The sequence below is a fragment of the Halomonas sp. IOP_14 genome (assembly GCF_021021315.1).
GTDB classification, from domain to species: domain Bacteria; phylum Pseudomonadota; class Gammaproteobacteria; order Pseudomonadales; family Halomonadaceae; genus Vreelandella; species Vreelandella titanicae.
Map to the genome: position 1 here is coordinate 81719 of NZ_JAINWD010000022.1, position 18842 is coordinate 100560.

The following is an 18842-nucleotide window of genomic DNA, read 5'->3' on the forward strand; positions in this document are numbered from 1 at the left end:
CACTTTTGGTGGTCATCAGGGATGTGGTCATTGGACGCGCTTATCTTTATAATACGATGGATTTTTCGGGGTGGTTCAAGTGCTGCTTGGGCCGGACTGGTAACAATCTGAGCAGAAAATAACAATTCGCTGAGCAGAAAATAAGCATTCGAACCCCATACCTTCGTATATCCGATCCAACAACTGGGCGAGACTATGATCGAAGTCAAAAAAGGCCTGGATCTCCCCATCACGGGAGCGCCCGAGCAGCGTATTGAAGATGCGCGGCCTGTGCGCCACGTGGCAATCCTGGGTACCGACTACGTTGGCATGAAGCCGACGATGGAAGTCCAGGAAGGGGATAAGGTCAAACTGGGCCAATTGCTCTTCACCGATAAGAAAATTGCTGGTGTGCGCTATACAGCGCCCGCTGCCGGTGAAGTGCTTGCAATAAACCGTGGCGAAAAACGTCGTTTGCTGTCTGTCGTAATTAAAGTAGACGAAACTGAGGAAGCGGTCGAATTCGCTGCTCATGATCGTAATGCCTTAGCGCAGCTTGAACGTCAGGTCGTTGTCGACCAACTGGTAGAATCGGGACTCTGGACTGCATTGCGCACTCGTCCTTTCTCGCGCACCCCGGCCATTGATAGCACCCCGGCCGATATTTTTGTAACCGCCGTGGATACCCATCCACTTAGCCCTGACCCTGCGTTGATCATTAACGAGCAGTCGCAGGCATTCGAGGATGGCCTCAAGGTGTTAGCGCGCCTGACCGAGGGCAACGTCTTCTTATGTACGGGCGAAAATGCCTCAGTCCCGGGTGGCGATGTTGACGGCGTAAAAACCGAAAGCTTTGCCGGCCCTCATCCTGCGGGACTTGTCGGCACGCATATTCACTACCTTTCTCCAGTCGCACTGCACAAAAAAGTGTGGCATATCGGCTACCAGGACGTTATTGCGTTCGGTAAGTTGTTTGTAGAAGGGAAGCTGGATATGAACCGTGTGGTTGCCATTGGTGGCCCGCGTGCTGAAAATCCGCGTCTGATTCGTACCCGTGTCGGCGCTAGTACAGATGAACTCCTGACCAACGAAGTCATCAAACCCGAGGACACTCGCGTAATTTCTGGTTCGGTATTCTCTGGCTTTGCCGCTGAAGGTAAGTTGACCTACCTTGGCCGCTTCAGCAATCAAGTGAGTTTGCTGGAAGAGGGCAACAAGCGCACGTTTATGGGTTGGTTGTCTCCTGGTGCTAATCGTCACTCGGTCTTGGGTATTTATATCTCCAAGATTAAGGGGCTCAGCAACTATGCTCCGACGACCTCTACCAATGGTTCCGAGCGTGCTATGGTGCCGGTAGGTGCCTATGAGCAGGTGATGCCGCTAGATATCATGCCGACTCAGCTATTGCGTTCGTTGATCGTGGGCGACATTGAGGTTGCCATGCAGCTTGGGTGTTTGGAGCTGGACGAAGAGGATCTGGCGCTGTGCACGTATGTTTGCCCTGGCAAATACGAATATGGCCCCATCCTGCGTGATAATCTCACCATGATCGAGAAAGAGGCCTGATAATGGGTATTCAACAGACACTCCAAAATATCGAGCCGCATTTCCACAAAGGCGGAAAGTACGAAAAGTTCTATCCGCTGTTTGAAGCGGTAGATACTATTTTTTACACGCCACCGAGCGTGGCTAAAACCACCGCGCATGTGCGTGACGGTATCGATCTTAAACGCATCATGATTACCGTGTGGATGTGTACTTTTCCGGCGATGTTTTTCGGCATGTGGAGCGCTGGTTGGCAGGCCAACACGGCAATTGATGCGGGCTATGCCTCTATGGGAGGCTGGCGCGAAGCGATTATGATGACGCTGTCGTCCGGTCATGATGCGAATAGCCTGTGGGCTAACTTTGTCCTTGGCGCTACCTACTTCCTACCTATCTACCTGGTCACCTTTGTGGTCGGTGGTTTCTGGGAGGTGCTGTTCGCTATCAAGCGCGGTCACGAAGTCAACGAAGGCTTCTTCGTCACTTCCGTACTCTTCGCGCTGGTACTGCCCGCCACCATCCCCCTTTGGCAGGTTGCCTTGGGTATCACCTTTGGTGTGGTGATCGGTAAAGAGATCTTCGGCGGCACGGGGAAAAACTTCTTGAACCCCGCGCTGACCGGTCGTGCATTCCTTTACTTTGCCTATCCCGCGCAAATCTCCGGTGACTCTGTATGGGTTGCCGCTGATGGCTATACTGGTGCGACGGCACTCTCTCTTGCGTTCCAGGACGGTATGTCTGCGTTGACCGACACCTTTAGCTGGTGGGATGCCTTCATCGGTTTTATCCCTGGCTCGATCGGGGAGGTCTCGACACTAGCCATCTTTATCGGCGGCGCTGTGTTGCTGTGGACGGGAATTGCCTCTTGGCGAATCATGCTGGGGGTACTCCTGGGCATGGTAGTGACCAGTACGCTGTTTAATCTAATCGGCTCTGATACCAACCCAATGTTTGCCATGCCGTGGTACTGGCATCTGGTGATCGGCGGTTTCGCTTTCGGTATGGTCTTCATGGCAACCGATCCAGTGTCGGCGTCGATGACCAATCAAGGCCGTCTGCTGTTTGGTGCGCTGATTGGTGTGATGACTGTTTTGATTCGCGTTGTGAACCCGGCTTTCCCGGAAGGCATCATGCTGGCGATTCTGTTCGCTAACCTGTTTGCACCGCTGATTGACCATTTCTTCGTCCAGGCCAACATCAAGCGTCGCGTGAAGCGAACCGCCGTACCGGCCGAGGAGACTGCCTAATGGCACAAGGTAACAACTCCATCAAGAAAGTCCTGATTGTGGCGTTTGCACTGTGTATCGTGTGCTCCGTCATTGTCTCGACCGCGGCGGTCGCCTTGCGACCCATGCAGCAGCTTAACCAGGAACTCGACCGTAAAACCAACATCTTGAACGTTGCCAAGCTTTATGAGCCGGGTATGGACGTTGAAGAGGTGTTTAGCGATGAGATCATCGCACGGGTCGTTGACCTGGATACGGGTGAGTACTCTGATGAGTTCGATCCCGATACCTACGATAGTTTTGAGGCTGCCCGTGACCCGGCCTCGGGTCGCACGCTTTCTGGCGATCAAGACATCGCGGGCCTTTCACGGGTTGAAAACTACGCGACTGTTTATCTGGTCGGCAGTGAAGACGATCCGGAACAGATCGTGTTGCCGATTCGTGGTCAGGGGCTTTGGGGCTTGATGCGTGGCTTCCTGGCAGTAGAGGGTGATGGCAATACTATTGTCAGTATCACCTACTACGAGCACAGTGAAACGCCAGGTTTGGGCGCAGAAGTTAACAACCCGCGCTGGCAAGCCCAGTGGGAAGGCAAGAAAATTTACGATGAAGAGGGCGACCTCTCACCGGAGATTCACCTGACCAAAGGCGGCGCCAGTGACGAATACGAAGTCGATGCGCTATCTGGCGCTACGCTGACCAGTAACGGCGTGACTAACATGCTGCAGTTCTGGTTGAGCGAAGAAGCTTTCGGTCCCTATTTGGCTAAATTCCGCAGTGGCACTGAGCCGGAAGACGCCGAAGAGACCGATACCAACTTCGAAGACGTTGAGGGGGCCTGATCATGGCGGACGTAAATGCAAAAGGCGTTTTAACAGCGCCGATTTTCCAGAACAACCCTATTGCGCTGCAAATTCTGGGGATCTGTTCGGCACTTGCGGTAACCACCAGTATGAGCGTATCGCTCGTTATGGCGCTGGCGGTTATTTTCGTAACGGCATTCTCAAATCTGTTCGTATCGTTGATCAGGAATCATATTCCCTCTTCGATCCGTATCATCGTGCAGATGACCATTATTGCCTCGCTGGTTATCGTGGTTGATCAGATTCTCAAGGCGTATGCCTATGAGATGTCTAAGCAGCTCTCGGTATTTGTGGGTTTGATCATTACTAACTGTATCGTCATGGGCCGCGCTGAAGGCTTTGCGATGTCCAATACGCCGGGCATGTCGTTTTTAGACGGTATTGGTAACGGCCTAGGCTATGGCTTTGTACTCATGGTGGTGGGTTTCTTCCGTGAGCTGCTGGGTTCGGGCAGCGTATTTGGCATTACCATCCTCCAGACCGTGCAAAATGGTGGCTGGTACGTGCCTAACGGCTTGCTATTACTACCGCCTTCAGCGTTCTTTATTATCGGTCTACTGATCTGGGTAATGCGTTCCGTTAACCCTGAGCAAGTAGAAGATAATGAGTTCAAAATGAAGGAAAACACCAAGCCCAAGGAGGCCGTGTAACATGGAACATTATCTGAGTCTTTTTGTTGCCTCGGTGTTTGTTGAAAACATGGCACTGGCCTTCTTCCTGGGGATGTGTACTTTCTTGGCGGTGTCCAAAAAGGTCTCCTCAGCGATTGGCTTGGGCATTGCGGTGATTGTGGTATTGACCGTCACCGTGCCGGTTAACAACCTTGTCTATACCTTCTTGCTACAGGAAGGTGCGCTGACCTGGACCGGTATTAGCGGTGCTGAAAACATCGACCTCTCCTTCCTTGGGTTGCTCTCCTACATCGGTGTCATTGCGGCGCTGGTACAGATCATGGAAATGTTCCTTGATAAGTACGTACCGTCGCTCTACAACGCGCTAGGGGTCTTCCTGCCGCTGATTACCGTTAACTGCGCCATCCTGGGTGGCGTACTGTTCATGGTGGAGCGTAGCTATAACTTTGGCGAAGCCGTGGTCTATGGCTTTGGCGCGGGCACCGGTTGGGCATTGGCCATTGCCGCCCTGGCGGGTATTCGTGAAAAGCTGAAGTACAGCGATGTGCCGGGTGGCCTTCAAGGGCTGGGCATTACTTTCATCACCGTGGGGCTGATGTCGTTGGGCTTTATGTCCTTCTCGGGCATTCAGCTTTAATCGGAGCCGGTTTTTCCCGGCGGTGGCAAACATCGCCGGGTAATAGAAAACCTCCAGCAATAGGAAACCGACATGGTTGATACAACAGTCATCTTGCTCGGTGTTGTCATGTTCACGGTCATCGTTATTAGCTTGACGGCGATCATTCTGGCAGCGCGCAGCAAGCTTGTGAGTAGCGGGGACGTGACCATTGAGGTCAACGGCGACCCTGAGCACACTTTGAAGACCCAGGCCGGTGGTAAGCTGCTAAACACGCTTGCCGCTAACGGCATTTTCCTCTCGTCCGCCTGCGGTGGCGGTGGTTCTTGTGCCCAGTGTAAGTGTCGGGTTGAAGAGGGCGGCGGCTCTATTCTGCCGACTGAAGAGTCGCACTTCACGATGCGTGAGAAGAAAGAGGGCTGGCGCCTCTCTTGTCAGGTACCTGTGAAGCAGGACATGAAAGTCGAAGTGCCTGAAGAAGTCTTTGGGGTGAAGAAGTGGGAATGTGAGGTTATTGCCAACCCCAACGTTGCCACCTTTATCAAAGAGTTAAACCTGAAACTGCCAGAGGGCGAAGAAGTCGCCTTCCGCGCCGGTGGCTATGTACAGCTCGTTGCACCGCCTTACGATATCAAGTTCTCTGATTTTGATATCGACGAGGAGTATCGGGGTGATTGGGAAAAATTTGATATGTTCAAAATTTCCCACAAGAACAACGAGGAAGTGATTCGCGCATACTCCATGGCGAACTACCCAGACGAGAAGGGTATCCTCAAGTTTAACATCCGTATTGCCACGCCGCCTCCCGGCACTGACCATCCGCCTGGCTTGATGTCGACTTATGTCTTCAGCCTTAAAGAGGGCGATAAGGTCACCGTAATGGGACCGTTCGGTGAGTTCTTTGCCCGTGATACTGACGCCGAGATGATCTTTATCGGTGGTGGTGCGGGTATGGCACCGATGCGTAGTCACATCTTCGATCAGTTGAAGCGCTTGAAGTCTGATCGCAAGATTACCTTCTGGTACGGTGCTCGCTCCTGGCGTGAAACCTTCTACAACGAAGAGTACGACCAGTTAGCCGAAGAGTTCCCTAACTTTGAGTGGCACCTGGCGCTATCTGATCCTCAGCCGGAAGATAATTGGGAAGGGCCGACAGGCTTTATCCATAATGTGCTGTACGAAAACTATCTGAAGGATCACCCAGCACCTGAAGATTGCGAGTACTACATGTGTGGGCCGCCGATGATGAACGCATCGGTTATCAAGTTGTTGCTTGATATGGGCGTTGAGCCGGAAAATATCCTGTTGGATGATTTCGGTGGCTAAACGGTCGGCGTAAGTCGATAGTAGCGTTAAGCGGGGCTGGCCTTTTGGGCTGGCCCCGTTTGTTTATATAACCTTGTGAAGGGAATGACTTATCACCGCGCTGATAAGAGGGGCTTGGCTAAGGTATAATCACTTTAATGATGAATGACCGTGAGGCACTTATCACGACGACTGTTGTCGTCAGGTAAGACCAATAATTTAAAGCGAAGCAATGTGAAGCGGGGAGGTTGATATGACTATTTGGCTACTGGTATTCGGTTTCATGGCACTGATTATGGGTGCGATGGCTGTGGGCGTCATCATGGGCCGCAAACCAATTGCCGGTTCTTGCGGCGGTTTGAATCAAATCGGCATGAAAGATGGCTGTGATATTTGCGGTGGCAAAGATGAGGTTTGTGAAGAAGAGAACCGCAAGCGCGGAGGTGTGCGCCGCCGTAGCGATGAAAGCCGTGGTGCCGATTTGGGCTATGATGCTACACGTCGCTAACAAGACTGCGTTGTATGCAACGGGATGATTGACCAAAAATAGCAAGGGGACGCAGAGAGCATGGCGGTTCACAATTACGATGTTGTGGTGATCGGTACGGGGCCTGCAGGAGAAAGCGCTGCTATCAACGCTGCAAAGCATGGCAAGCGTGTAGCGATTATTGAGAAACAGGTTCAGGTAGGTGGCAATTGTACTCACTGGGGTACCATTCCTTCCAAAGCGCTGCGCCATCAGGTGAAACAGATCATGGCGTTCAACACCAACCGTATGTTCCGCGATATTGGTGAGCCGCGCTGGTTCTCCTTCCCCAAAGTGATGGAACGCTCAAGGGGTACCATCGATAAACAGGTAGAGATGCGTACCACCTTCTATGCGCGCAACCGCATTGATCTGTTTCATGGCGTCGCCCGATTTAAAGATGAGCACACCTTGTTGGTGCGTGACCGCCAGGAAGGCATGGAAGAACTGGTGGCGAAGAAAATCGTGATTGCCACTGGTTCTCGCCCTTACCGCCCGGCGGATATTAACTTCCGCCATCCGCGTATTTACTGCTCTGACACCATATTAAGCCTCTCGCATACCCCGCGCACGCTGGTAATTTTTGGCGCCGGGGTGATTGGCTGTGAATATGCATCGATCTTTTCGGGCTTGGGCGTCAAAGTTGATCTCATTAATAACCGTGACAGCCTGCTGTCGTTCCTGGACGATGAGATTAGCGATGCACTCTCCTACCATTTGCGTAAGCACGGTGTGCTGGTTCGCCATAATGAAGAATACGAGAGCGTTGAGGGCGATGAGTCAGGCGTCGTCGTGCGTCTCAAGTCAGGCAAGAAAATTCGCGCTGATGCATTTTTGTGGGCCAATGGGCGAACCGGTAATACCGACAGCTTAGGCCTTGAGAACATTGGCTTAACCGCCAATGGGCGTGGTCAGCTAAGCGTTGATGAGCACTACCGCACTGCGGTTTCCCATATCTACGCAGCGGGCGATGTAATTGGCTGGCCGAGTTTGGCGAGCGCGGCTTACGACCAAGGCTTGAACTCGTGCAATGAGTTGCTCGATAAAGAGTATCGCTTTGTGAGTGATGTACCTACCGGAATCTACACCATCCCTGAGATTAGCTCGTTCGGCCCCAATGAGCGTGAACTTACCGAAGCCAAAGTGCCCTATGAAGTAGGCAAAGCTTTCTTCAAAGATACCGCCAGGGCACAAATTACCGGTGATACTGTGGGTATGCTTAAAATTCTGTTCCACCAAGACACCCTGGAAATACTCGGTATTCATTGTTTTGGCGACCAGGCGTCTGAGATTTTGCATATCGGCCAAGCGATCATGCAGCAAGAGGGCGATGCCAACACGCTCAAGTACTTTGTAAATACCACGTTTAATTACCCGACCATGGCAGAAGCGTACCGGGTGGCTGCGCAGAATGGTTTAAACCGGGTTTTCTAGCCACAGCTTTAGCGAGGGCTTTGTCAGGCGTCTAATCCGAGAAGTTGCCTTTGTCGTAGACGTTTAAGAGTCACTGGATTCGCGAATAAGCGTATGGCCGTAAGCTTGTGGTTTGTTATCAGGTGACGGCTCAGTGGGGGGCAACAGTTTTTCAACGCGGTTGCGCCCCAGTGCTTTAGCTTGATAGAGCGCTTTATCGGCAAACGAATAAAGCTGCTCAAACGTCAGCGAGCCGACTTGGCACGTCGTCACGCCAATGCTAATAGTCGGGTTGGTTTGCTGCTCTATACCGCTCAGCGTATTAACTTCGACCTCTCGGCGCAGCCGATCTGCTACCTGAAGTGCATCATGGGTAGCGGTGTTGGGCATCAATAAACAAAACTCCTCTCCACCAATCCTCGCTAATGTATCCGATGGACGGCTAAGCTCGCGAAGCTGCTTACTGATCTGGCGAAGTACCTCATCGCCGGTTGGGTGCCCGTAGGTATCATTAATTTGCTTGAAGTGATCAAGATCTAACAGCAGCAGGCTAAGCGGTGCTCGATCGCGCTGGGCTTGGGTAAGCGCAGCGGATGCTATATTGACCAAATGGCGCCGGTTATATAGCCCGGTCAGTTCATCGGTTAGCATTAGCTGATGCATGACGTTGCGCTGACGGTGGAGATGAATAACCGCTAGGCAGAGTGTAATTGCAGCGCTGACCATTAACACCAATAGCGCACTCACCGCAATCGAGAGTCGCTGCATTACCAAACGTTGCTGAACAGAGGTGTCGCGCACTTCTTCTAGCAGCTGGTTGTATAGCCAAGCCTGAGCGCCGCCTACCTCCATGGCAACCCGTTGTAACGGATCAATCAGCTCTGGGCGCTGTTGGGCTTGCTGTGACTGCTGGGTTAAGTCTGAAAGACGATTGTTAAGCTCGCTGAAGTGATTATGGAGGTATTCAACGTCCGAGATGAGATATCGGTGGCGTTCAATACTGCTCTGTATGTTATTTAAATGCTGTTTGGAAAGTGAAGTAAAATAATCGATGTATTTAATGTGTTCGTTGCTAGGCTGGCGGCTGCCTTCCTCTAATGCGGCCCGTAACTGAGGTGTGGCCTGTTGGGCTAGAACAATATCACTCACTAGCGTGGTGTAATCTGCGCTAGCTTTTTGGCACGCACTGTAAACATAGCTGCCCATTACTGCGGACATAGCGCAAAGAATGACGGCAAAAATGAATGCTAAGCGCCCACCGGGCTGACGAAGAAAGCGACGCAACATCACGAGGGCATCAGCAAGCTGGCAGTGGTGGTGCACCCCTTCGCCAACTGCTGAGTTGGCGAAGGCACGTTAGAATAGTAAACGAAATCATCGTAACAGTGCATCCGTTGCAAAGGGCAGTTCTGCATGGCACCTCTCCGTTAATGGTTAGGTAATCCAATGAACAGCTTAAAGACTTCATCCTTATGCAACTTAAGCACTCACCCGCCATTTCTGCCATCCCACAACTTTACTAATTGTAGGATCATACTTGTGCTCGTTATTATTAGTATCTATTTAATTGGTTGATATTTAATCGTTATTTAAGGAGTCCAAGGCTAAGCGCGCTTTTTCCTGCCAGCTCCCTTCAAGCGCAGCCGCTTGCGTTAACGCTTCGCGAGCCGCGTCAGGCGCATCGTTTTGCAATAGTAAAAGACCCAGGTTTAGCCATGCGGCCCCCATCTTTTCATCTAGCTCGGTTGCCCGTTCAAACGCCTTGCGTGCGTTGTCGGGTTGTTGATCTGCGTAAAGCGCATTGCCTAACGCAAACTGCCCCATAGCGTTAGTGGGATGGCGTTTTGCAAACGCTTGCCAGCTTGAAAGCGTGGCGCGTGGCCCATGGGCCTCTTCGTAGGCGCTAAGCGCTTCTAAGGCGTTGCGGGCAGTAATACCTGTAGGCAAAGTACCTGGTTCGGCCACCACAAATCCCCAGCGCTCTGTGCGTGCCCAAGTGGCATCGAAACGGCTGAACGACATGGTATGGCGCTCAATCTCGCCGCTGCGCAGAATAAGCGTTTCACTGGGCAAATCGTAACCAATGGCCACAGCGTAGTGCCACATTGGATAAATCGGCAGCGACAAATTCTGCATAACGACCACCGGGTCGCCCGCTGCCAAATGGTTTAATAGGGCGTCCATGGTGCCGCGAATAGGAAACGCGAGCTGCTCATGCCGTCTCACCGTTGCCAGCATTTCTGGCTGCACACTGCCATCGCGTCCGGGCAGAAATACTTGAGGAATCAGCTCCTCAACGTCGGTGTCGACACCCTGGTGATTGAGTACCATTGCCAGCGTGGCAGGGCCGCACTGAAATTCTGTTTGGGCGTAAAACGGTACGCTGGTGATTTCTGTATGGGGCGGTAGGGCTTGATAGGTGCTTTGCAGTAATACCGGATTACGCGCACAGCCGCTGAGCAGTAGTAGCATAATAAAAACGCCCGCAAAGCGGGCGTTGGAAAACAGGTAGGTCATGAGCGGCCTTGTATTAGCGAGTAAACGGGTAAACGTCGGTTAGGCCGAGAATGTCGGTTACCAGCAAAATAATGAAAACGGCAAATAAAGCGCCTACAACGCCGGCACCGGCTGGCAGTTGCTCAAGCTGATCGGCCATTTGCTGTGCTTCAGCATCACTGAGTGATGCAACGCGAGCCTCGACTTCGTCCAGATCAACACCCTGTTTTACCAGCTGATCTTGCACATCGGCGCGGGCCAGGATCTCGTTAATCCGTTCGCGATCAGCGCCAGCACGGTCAGCTGCCAAAACAGATTGGGTGGAGACTAAATCCATTGATTGGGGCGCAGTGGGTGCAGCGGCAACGGGTAAGCTGGTAATAACCAGCGCTGCAATCAGTAGGGTAGAGAGGTAAGCACGCAATGTTTTCATCGTCTTCTTCCTTATAGACTAGTCGGGGTGGTAAGGAATGAGTATAGAAACAAATGGTTTGATTTTTAAGCGTAATATGCAAAGTGCTAATTATTTGCACTAATGCGATAGGTCCAGGCCGACTCTGAGAGCAGCCCGCGGCCCCCGGCCATGGTCATGGCTAAATCGTGTAAGCCGGGCCATAGTGGCACCGCTGCTGCCCCCTTGACGGCTAAGTCGAGCCGCTGGGCCATTAATAGCAATTTATGTAAGCGCTTCATGGGCAGGCGGCCAATGGCTTTCTGGTAAGCGGGGCGGCGCTTATCAAAAATCATCGGCTTTTGGGTTTTGCAGGCGTGCTCAAAACTCTGCCCTTGATCCAGGTGCTGATGCAGCGAGAGCAGCGTGCGTAGCTCTCGGCTAAGCGCCCACAGCACGATAGGCGCCTCAACGCCTTCACTGCGTAAGCCATTCACAATGCGCGAAGCGCGGCTGGGTTCGCCTTTCAGGCAGGCATCGGCCAAATTGAAGACATCAAAGCGGGTGCTGTCTTCTACTCCCTGGGCAATACTTTCCACGTTCAAGCGGGTGCCTTGGGGGTGAATCAGTGCCAGCTTTTGCAACTCTTGGTCAGCGGCCAAAAGATTGCCTTCGGTGCGCTCTCCCAGCAGGCGAGCGGCTTCCAGATCAATTTGTAGACCGTGCAATGAAGCACGATCCCGTAGCCAGTAGCCTAAGCGGGAAGCGTCCACGGGCCACACGGGAACAAACAAACCGTGCTTATCCAGCGCTTTGAACCAGGCGCTTTTTTGCTGCTTGGCATCTAGCTTGCCCATACCAATCAGTAGAACATCATCGCTGTTATCCAGGGTTTCGGCGTACTGCGCTAACGCTTTACTGCCTTCTTGCCCTAACTTGTGATTGCCTAAGCGCAACTCCAGTAGCTTGCTGGTCGCAAACAGCGAGAGGTTGCTCGACATTTCCATCAAGCGACCCCAGGCAAAATTGGGCTCGACATCGAGTACTTCACGCTCCTCGACACCACCCTGGCGAGCTGCGGCCCTTACAGCATCGCAGGCGTCGCGATGCTGTAAGGGCTCATCCCCCGCTACGATCACTACGCGGGGTAGCTTTTTTGCTAACGCAGCGGGTAGCTGATCAGCAAATACCTTCACTGCATGCCCTCAACGTAAGTAAGGCGCTCAATGATTTGCTGAGACAACTGGCGTGCAAGCGTCTGTTCTGCTTCCATCATTAGCGTTTCGCGGTTAAGGAGGTCGTCATCGCTAACGCGAATGCGGGTATCCGTCGACAGCGTTTCATTATTGATGTGATAGGCATTCGATGCTCGCTCCTGAACTGAGAGTCTGGCGCTGAGCGTTAGCTCGTGCTCGCGGCTTGCTCTGCCATCACCGCCGAGTCGACGCTCGGTTAAAACAGGCGTGCCCAACGTGACCCTCCAAGGCGCCCCAGCGGCTACCTGGGTGCCTAACTGCTGAAGACGAGAGGCGATCTGCTGAGCGACGGCACTGTTGGTGTCGCCTTCTAAAGCAAGGGGGGGCAGCGTAGGCAGCGATTCAGAGCCGCGTAGCCGAAACCCACAGCCGCTGACCAGCACCGCCGCCGAGGCGGCGATGCTAGCGGTTAAAAATGTGCGTCGGTTCATCCACTCACCACGATATTAACCAGTTTGCCGGGCACCACGATCACTTTACGTACGGTGTTGCCCTCGAGGAAGCGCTGAACGTTTTCATGCTCCATCGCCAGCTTTTCAATAGACGCCTTATCTGCGCTTGCCGGTACTTCAAGGCGAGCACGCAGTTTACCGTTGACCTGTACCACCAGCTCGATGCTGTCGCGGGTAAGGGCGGATTCATCTACTACCGGCCAGGTTGCTTCAATGGCCGGGCCTGAATGGCCAAACGCTTCCCAGAGACTATGGCACAGGTGCGGCGTAATCGGCGAGAGCAAGAGTACGCAGGCTTCCAGCGCTTCACGGCTAACCGCCAGGCCAAGTTCAGAGCTATCGTCGAACTTACCGATAGCGTTGGACAGCTCCATCACCGCGGCAATAGCGGTATTGAAGGTGGTGCGGCGGCCGATATCGTCGCTGGCTTTCTTGATAGTCTCGTGGGTTTTCCGGCGCAGCGCCTTTTGATCGTCGTTAAGTGCATTGACGTCCAGCGTGCCGGGCGTGCCCGCTGCCAAGTGCTCATTGACTTGACGCCATAGGCGCTTCAAAAAGCGGTGTGCGCCCTCTACACCTGAATCCGACCACTCCAGGGACTGCTCGGGGGGGGCGGCAAACATCATAAACAGGCGTACGGTATCGGCACCAAACTTGTCGATCATCGACTGCGGATCAACGCCGTTGTTTTTCGACTTGGACATCTTTTCGATGCCACCCATTTCCACCGGCTCGCCGTCGCTCATAAGGATTGCGCTCAGCGGGCGGCCTTTCTCATCACGCTTCACTTCCACGTCAGCGGGGTTAAACCACTGCTTGCCACCGTTATCAGTGGAGCGGTAGAAGGTTTCCGCAATGACCATGCCTTGGGTCAGAAGCTGCTGGAAGGGCTCGTCGGAATCCACCAAGCCAAAGTCACGCATCAGCTTGTGGAAGAAACGCGCATACAACAGGTGCAGGATGGCGTGCTCGATACCGCCAATGTAGAGGTCAACCGGCAGCCAGTAGTTGGCGCGCTCATCCAGCATTGCTTCGGTGTTATCCGCACAGCAGAAGCGCGCGTAGTACCAAGACGACTCCATAAAGGTGTCGAAGGTGTCGGTTTCGCGCGTCCAGCCATCGCCCAGGTCAGAAAACGCTGGCATCTTCTTCAGCGGCGAGCCCGAGGCGTCTACGGTAACTTCCATAGGCAAAGAGACCGGCAGCTCGTCATCGGTCAGCGGAACGGTTTGACCTTCCGGGCCGTATTTGACCGGAATTGGCGCGCCCCAGTAACGCTGGCGGGCAACGCCCCAATCGCGCAGGCGGTAGTTGGTTTTGACTTCACCACGACCAAGCTCAGCTAGTTTGGCGGCAATGGCATCAAAGGCTTGTTCAAAATCAAGGCCATCAAATTGACCTGAATTAACCAGCTTGCCGTATTCGGCGTAGGCCGCCTCAGAAACGTCGGCAGGCTGGCCGCTTTCATCGGCGATGACCGGTTTGATGGCAATCCCGTACTTGGTGGCAAATTCCCAATCGCGCTGGTCGTGGCCGGGTACCGCCATCACCGCACCGGTACCAAACTCCATCAGTACAAAGTTAGCCACGTAAACGGGCACTTCATCGCCCGTTAGCGGGTGAACCGCCGTATGCCCGGTGAGCATGCCTTTCTTCTCTTTGGTGGCCATCTCGGCTTCGGAAGTGCCACCCCTGGCGCACTCATCGCAGAAAGCTGCAAGCTCACTGTTCTGCTCCGCCGCCTGCTTGGCCAGCGGGTGGCCAGCGGCAACCGCCACATAAGTAACGCCCAACAGGGTATCCGGGCGGGTGGTGTAAACCGCTAGCGGCTCATTGGCTTGGCCATCAGCGCCTTTAACATCAAAGGTCAGCTCGACACCGCGGGATTTGCCAATCCAGTTGCGCTGCATGGTTTTGACCTGTTCTGGCCACTCCACTTTATCCAGGTCAGCCAGCAGTTCATCGGCGTAATCGGTAATCTTCAAGAACCACAACGGGATCTCTTTACGCTCAACCAAGGCACCAGAGCGCCAGCCGCGACCTTCGATAACTTGCTCATTGGCGAGGACGGTTTGATCCACCGGATCCCAGTTAACCGTCGACATCTTCTTATACACCAAGCCTTTTTCTACCAGCTTGGTGAAGAACCACTGCTCCCAGCGGTAGTAGCTGGTATCGCAGGTGGCGAACTCGCGGCTCCAGTCATAGGCAAAGCCCAATGCCTTCAACTGATTGCGCATGTAATCGATGTTTTGGTAAGTCCACTTGGCAGGCGGCACCTGATTCTGAATGGCGGCGTTTTCTGCGGGCATGCCGAAAGCATCCCAGCCCATGGGCTGCATGACATTTTTACCCTGCATGCGCTGGAAACGGGACACAACGTCGCCGATAGTGTAGTTACGCACGTGGCCCATGTGCAGCTTGCCGCTGGGGTAGGGGAACATGGAGAGGCAGTAGAACTTCTCGCGGTTGGCGTCCTCTACGGCTTTGAAGCACTGATGTTTGTCCCAGTACTGCTGGGCGTCGCGTTCGATATCACGAGGGCTGTAGTGTGCGTCCATCGGTTTATTAATGCCTTGGCGTATTCGCCCAAAAGGGGCGCAAAGTGAATGTTAGATGACATCTGTCAGATAAGTGAGGTCGATTGTATCCTATGCGGGTGTATCCTTGAACGGTAAGCCGATGATAGGTAACTGCACGCGTCGACAAAAGGAGAGGCACCATGAGTGAACAGCAGAATGATAACCGCCTACGCGAAGGCTACGAACGCTTGCTAGAGCGGATGCAGGGGGGCGCCAATGAGCTAACCTGGGAAAACTTGCAGAAGGATTTGGACGACGCGGTTGAGTTTGAAGCGGAGCTGGAAGAGTACACCAAAGACGAGCTGGCACTGCTGCGCGCCTGGGTCGAGCGTGACCTGAAAGATATGCGCTACTACATGGCCGACACAGGCAAGCAGGTAGCTAGCTGGCTGGGCATCGACATTGACGGCCTTTCGCGCCGCGTGGCGGAGTCGCTGCTTTCGATTGCCGACCGCAGCGTGGTCGAACGCGAACGCTTCGAAGAAGATTTAGAAGCCGCCCGCGCCGACTACTGCGAAGGTGAGATGGCGGCGCCCGGTCTAATGGCTTGCACCCATTGCGATGCTCAGGTGATGCTGCCCACCGTGGCGCGCCTGGAACCTTGCCACCAGTGTGGCCATCGCTACTTCTACCGCTTCCCTAGCAAAATCGTTGAGACCTGATCGATTAGGTAACCAGTAAACTGACGCCTGCAATCGCCCCCAGCGAGAGCAGGCTCATGACCGCTGCGTAGAGGAGGTTATTTGTCATCATTCGGTAACCGCTCACCCCGTAGCGACCCTGCAGTGACAGGTTGATCCCCGAAAGCGGGCCCACGCTGGTGCCCACCGCCCATGACGTTAACGCCACAAACGCAAACACGGTCTGTTCTCCGTTCTGCAGGTTCAATATTGAGGCCAACACCGACACCCCAATAATGGGATGTAAGCCTGCCAGCGCGCTCAGGGTAATTGCTGCAAAGCTAAGCATCGCCTGAGGTGTGCCAAAGCGGGTGAATAGCGTCCAGTCGCTGCCTGCCGCGGCTGTTACCAGTGTTGAAAGCCCAATCGTTAATAGCCCCGCGGCTAAAAACAGCGAAATTTCCCCGCGCATGGCCGGTAGTCGCGTGGTGGTGTGCTGGCGAATACGTCGCAGGGTAAAACGGGGCCCATGGGGTAGGTTGCTCAATACCGCCACGCTGGGCAGCAGAAAGGTAATAATGCTGACAATGGTAAGGGCAGGGGTGAGCACAAAGTGAAAAAGCATCACCAACGCTGCCATACCTACCGGCATCAATAGGCTACGTGGTGCCAGTGAGTAGCCATCCACCTCGCTGAGATCAAACCGGCGCCGCAGCTCTAGCGTGGTTAACAGCCCCGACAGCATCGCCATGGGAAAACCCACCACGGCAATTTGCGCGTACTCAACGTCGGGTACTAGCGCGATCACTACGCCCATGGAGGCAAAAAAAGGCGACCACAGCGCCGCGCTAGAGAGCCCGCGGTTAAGCGCCAACAGCTGCGGCGTAGTGAGCGGCCCACGCCGGGCCAGCTTATCGCCGACCATAAACACGGTAGAGAGATTTAAAATCGTACCCAGGAAGTGAACGCCCAACCAGGTACGCAGCACGCCACCCGCTCCGGTCACTCGACTTCCCGTCGCGCCCTTGTTGCCTTGCTTACCAATCAGCGAGATAAAGCTAACGCCCACCAGCATCGCGGCCACAAACGAATTGCCCTGCAACATGGCAGGCCAATCGACAACCGCACCATACACAAACCGCGCCACCAGCAGCATGCCCGCACCGAGTGCGATTAGTACGGCCGCCTGGATACGCGAACGACGGGGAATATCCCGCCACAGCAACACAACCGCCGCCCACAGCAAATAGCTCACCGCATGGGCAGTGCTCAACCAACTGGTAAAACCGATAATTTGTGCGATCAATCCAAGCAAAATCAGCACGCCCGCCAAGCGCTGCCGAGAAGTCGTCTCTTGCATGCCAAACCCTTAATAGTGAATTAGCAGGCTAATCGGATTTGCGGAGGAAGGCCAGTGGCAACGAGTTATGAAGCAAGAGCATTTTGTACACGTGAGAAGAATTGGCAACACTACTTGCGTAGCCACATTTTGTAGCGCGTGGTAACGAATCTGCGAGGCACGAGCAAATGAGGCACCCGCGGGAGCATCGCGCAGCGATGCCAGATCCATGCAACTAACGAGCCGTTGCCCTCAGAGAGGAAACACTTTTTTTCATCGATACGTGACCTAATCCAAATTTATGAATAAGGTATGATTAATTAGTCAGATTCGGTCGTAACTGGAGCGTTTTATCGTAATCTAGGTGCGCCTTGGCGGTAGCGTGGTTTCGTTTTAGCTCATTAGCCTAAAGGGCTACGCACACCTGCAAATTCCTTTCCTATTACATGCGTATAAATTTGCGTTGTCTCGATACTTTTGTGGCCTAGCAATACTTGTACTGTGCGAATGTCCGTGCCTTGGCTTAGTAATTGGGTGGCGAAACTGTGCCGTAAGGTATGGCAAGAGCCTGGACGTGGCAATGATGCAGATTTCATCGCCTGCTTCACGGCCTTTTGCACAGCCGATGAATGAATATGGTGAAGAACGACGTTCCCGGCATCATCACAGCATGGGCGGCTGGCAGGAAACAGCCATTGCCAACCTAGGGAAATGCCCGCGTTTGGGTACTTACGATCCAGAGCATGAGGTAAAGTTACTGGTACGCGACCACGTGCTAGCCGATAGGCAAGTTGCCGTTCAGCTGACTCAATTTGCGCCTCTAACGCGGGAAGACAGACAGCGCGTAGTAAAGTGGTTCGGTCTTTATCACCTTTCCCTGCCCTGACGGTGATGATATGGCGTTCGGTATCAATATCTCTTACGCGCAAACGACACGTTTCGATGAGTCTCAGTCCTGAGCCATACATCAGGGTTGCCATCAAATTCATAGGCTCAGACAATTGATTTAATACGCGCATAACCTCTTCGTGAGAAAGCACGCCAGGTAATCGACGCGGGCGTTTAGCTCGTGAAAAGGGGCCAATATCACCCAATGGCATATCAAGGATATGACGATACAGAAATACTAAAGCATTAAGCGCTTGGTTTTGTGTAGTTGCAGCCACATATCGCTCTACGGCAAGGTGCTCAAGAAAAGCTTGGACTTCAGAAGAGCCCATACTGGCTGGGTGTCGCAGCCCATGATAGCGAATGAAGTAACGTATCCAGTAACATTATGTTTTTTCAGTACGTGGGCTGTAGCGCTTTACTCGCATAACAGCTTTCACACGATCCATTAGTTTCGGAGGCCTGCTTTGCATATCCATTTGGTTGTCTGTCTCCTGGTGGTGGATATACATACAGTGTTATTGGGCTTGGCAAAACGCGCAAGCATGCGAATTCTGCAAATACAGCCTAATTAGTATTAATTTATTTTAAAATCATGTAGTTATGCACGAAAAGGTAGGCTACATTTACTAAGTAAACATGCTGACGCGTTCATCCAATCATAGGACGCGCCGTCTAATACCTGTTGAACTAAACCGCTTCGCGGTAGCTGT

General features: G+C 53.3%; 17 protein-coding genes. 9 read left to right on the top strand and 8 right to left on the bottom strand.

Going from position 1 to position 18842, the window contains the following annotated elements; genetic code table 11:
* The first annotated feature begins 195 nt into the window (after nt 1–195).
* The 8 genes from K7H09_RS15510 (at nt 196) to sthA (ending at nt 8126) form a co-directional block, all read left to right on the top strand.
* Entirely contained in the window at nt 196–1545 is a 1350-nt protein-coding gene (locus K7H09_RS15510; protein ID WP_027957530.1) for a Na(+)-translocating NADH-quinone reductase subunit A, read from the top strand.
* A gap of 2 nt (nt 1546–1547) precedes the next feature.
* Entirely contained in the window at nt 1548–2771 is a 1224-nt protein-coding gene (locus K7H09_RS15515) for an NADH:ubiquinone reductase (Na(+)-transporting) subunit B (protein ID WP_022523175.1), read from the top strand.
* On the top strand, nt 2771–3592 hold the full coding sequence (locus tag K7H09_RS15520; RefSeq protein ID WP_009286986.1) for a Na(+)-translocating NADH-quinone reductase subunit C: 822 nt from the start codon (nt 2771–2773) through the stop codon (nt 3590–3592). Before K7H09_RS15515 ends, K7H09_RS15520 begins: the two co-directional genes overlap by 1 nt.
* Nucleotides 3593–3594: 2 nt before the next feature.
* Entirely contained in the window at nt 3595–4263 is a 669-nt protein-coding gene (locus K7H09_RS15525; protein WP_009286985.1) for an NADH:ubiquinone reductase (Na(+)-transporting) subunit D, read from the top strand.
* Nucleotide 4264: 1 nt separating this feature from the next.
* Nucleotides 4265–4882, top strand: a complete 618-nt coding sequence (gene nqrE, locus K7H09_RS15530) for an NADH:ubiquinone reductase (Na(+)-transporting) subunit E (RefSeq protein WP_009286984.1) — start codon at nt 4265–4267, stop codon at nt 4880–4882.
* Nucleotides 4883–4954: 72 nt separating this feature from the next.
* Nucleotides 4955–6187 (top strand): NADH:ubiquinone reductase (Na(+)-transporting) subunit F, encoded by a 1233-nt coding sequence (gene nqrF, locus K7H09_RS15535; RefSeq protein WP_009286983.1) that lies wholly within the window; start codon nt 4955–4957, stop codon nt 6185–6187.
* A gap of 232 nt (nt 6188–6419) precedes the next feature.
* Nucleotides 6420–6674 (top strand): (Na+)-NQR maturation NqrM, encoded by a 255-nt coding sequence (nqrM, locus tag K7H09_RS15540; protein ID WP_022523176.1) that lies wholly within the window; start codon nt 6420–6422, stop codon nt 6672–6674.
* A 60-nt stretch (nt 6675–6734) separates the two neighbouring features.
* Nucleotides 6735–8126 carry a Si-specific NAD(P)(+) transhydrogenase gene (gene sthA / locus K7H09_RS15545; RefSeq protein WP_009286982.1) on the top strand — a complete coding sequence of 464 codons (1392 nt, stop codon included), beginning with the start codon at nt 6735–6737 and terminating at the stop codon, nt 8124–8126.
* Between the two features lie 63 nt (nt 8127–8189).
* Here sthA and K7H09_RS15550 read toward each other — a convergent pair whose 3' ends face one another.
* The 6 genes from K7H09_RS15550 to leuS form a co-directional block, all read right to left on the bottom strand.
* Entirely contained in the window at nt 8190–9428 is a 1239-nt protein-coding gene (locus K7H09_RS15550; RefSeq protein WP_230805119.1) for a GGDEF domain-containing protein, read from the bottom strand.
* A 255-nt stretch (nt 9429–9683) separates the two neighbouring features.
* Nucleotides 9684–10622, bottom strand: a complete 939-nt coding sequence (locus tag K7H09_RS15555) for a PA2778 family cysteine peptidase (RefSeq protein ID WP_141440977.1) — start codon at nt 10620–10622, stop codon at nt 9684–9686.
* 13 nt (nt 10623–10635) lie between these two features.
* Nucleotides 10636–11034 (bottom strand): PA2779 family protein, encoded by a 399-nt coding sequence (locus tag K7H09_RS15560; protein ID WP_009286979.1) that lies wholly within the window; start codon nt 11032–11034, stop codon nt 10636–10638.
* An 86-nt stretch (nt 11035–11120) separates the two neighbouring features.
* Nucleotides 11121–12188, bottom strand: coding sequence for a DNA polymerase III subunit delta (gene holA, locus K7H09_RS15565; protein WP_009286978.1), 1068 nt, complete (start codon nt 12186–12188; stop codon nt 11121–11123).
* Complete coding sequence (locus K7H09_RS15570; RefSeq protein ID WP_190373119.1) at nt 12185–12679, bottom strand: LPS-assembly lipoprotein LptE; 495 nt, start codon at nt 12677–12679, stop codon at nt 12185–12187. The genes holA and K7H09_RS15570 overlap by 4 nt, the downstream gene beginning before the upstream one ends.
* Nucleotides 12676–15261 carry a leucine--tRNA ligase gene (gene leuS / locus K7H09_RS15575; RefSeq protein ID WP_230805121.1) on the bottom strand — a complete coding sequence of 862 codons (2586 nt, stop codon included), beginning with the start codon at nt 15259–15261 and terminating at the stop codon, nt 12676–12678. The genes K7H09_RS15570 and leuS overlap by 4 nt, the downstream gene beginning before the upstream one ends.
* Nucleotides 15262–15422: 161 nt before the next feature.
* On the opposite strand from leuS, the gene K7H09_RS15580 reads away from it, so the two are divergent.
* A complete protein-coding gene (locus K7H09_RS15580; protein WP_226251462.1) occupies nt 15423–15944 on the top strand; it encodes a zinc ribbon-containing protein in 522 nt (173 codons plus the stop codon).
* A gap of 4 nt (nt 15945–15948) precedes the next feature.
* On the opposite strand, the gene K7H09_RS15585 is transcribed toward K7H09_RS15580, so the two are convergent.
* Together K7H09_RS15585 and K7H09_RS15590 are read right to left on the bottom strand one after the other, a co-directional pair.
* Nucleotides 15949–17262, bottom strand: a complete 1314-nt coding sequence (locus tag K7H09_RS15585) for a hypothetical protein (protein WP_230805123.1) — start codon at nt 17260–17262, stop codon at nt 15949–15951.
* Between the two features lie 380 nt (nt 17263–17642).
* Nucleotides 17643–18506, bottom strand: a complete 864-nt coding sequence (locus K7H09_RS15590) for an integron integrase (protein WP_330165620.1) — start codon at nt 18504–18506, stop codon at nt 17643–17645.
* Nucleotides 18507–18842 lie beyond the last annotated feature (336 nt).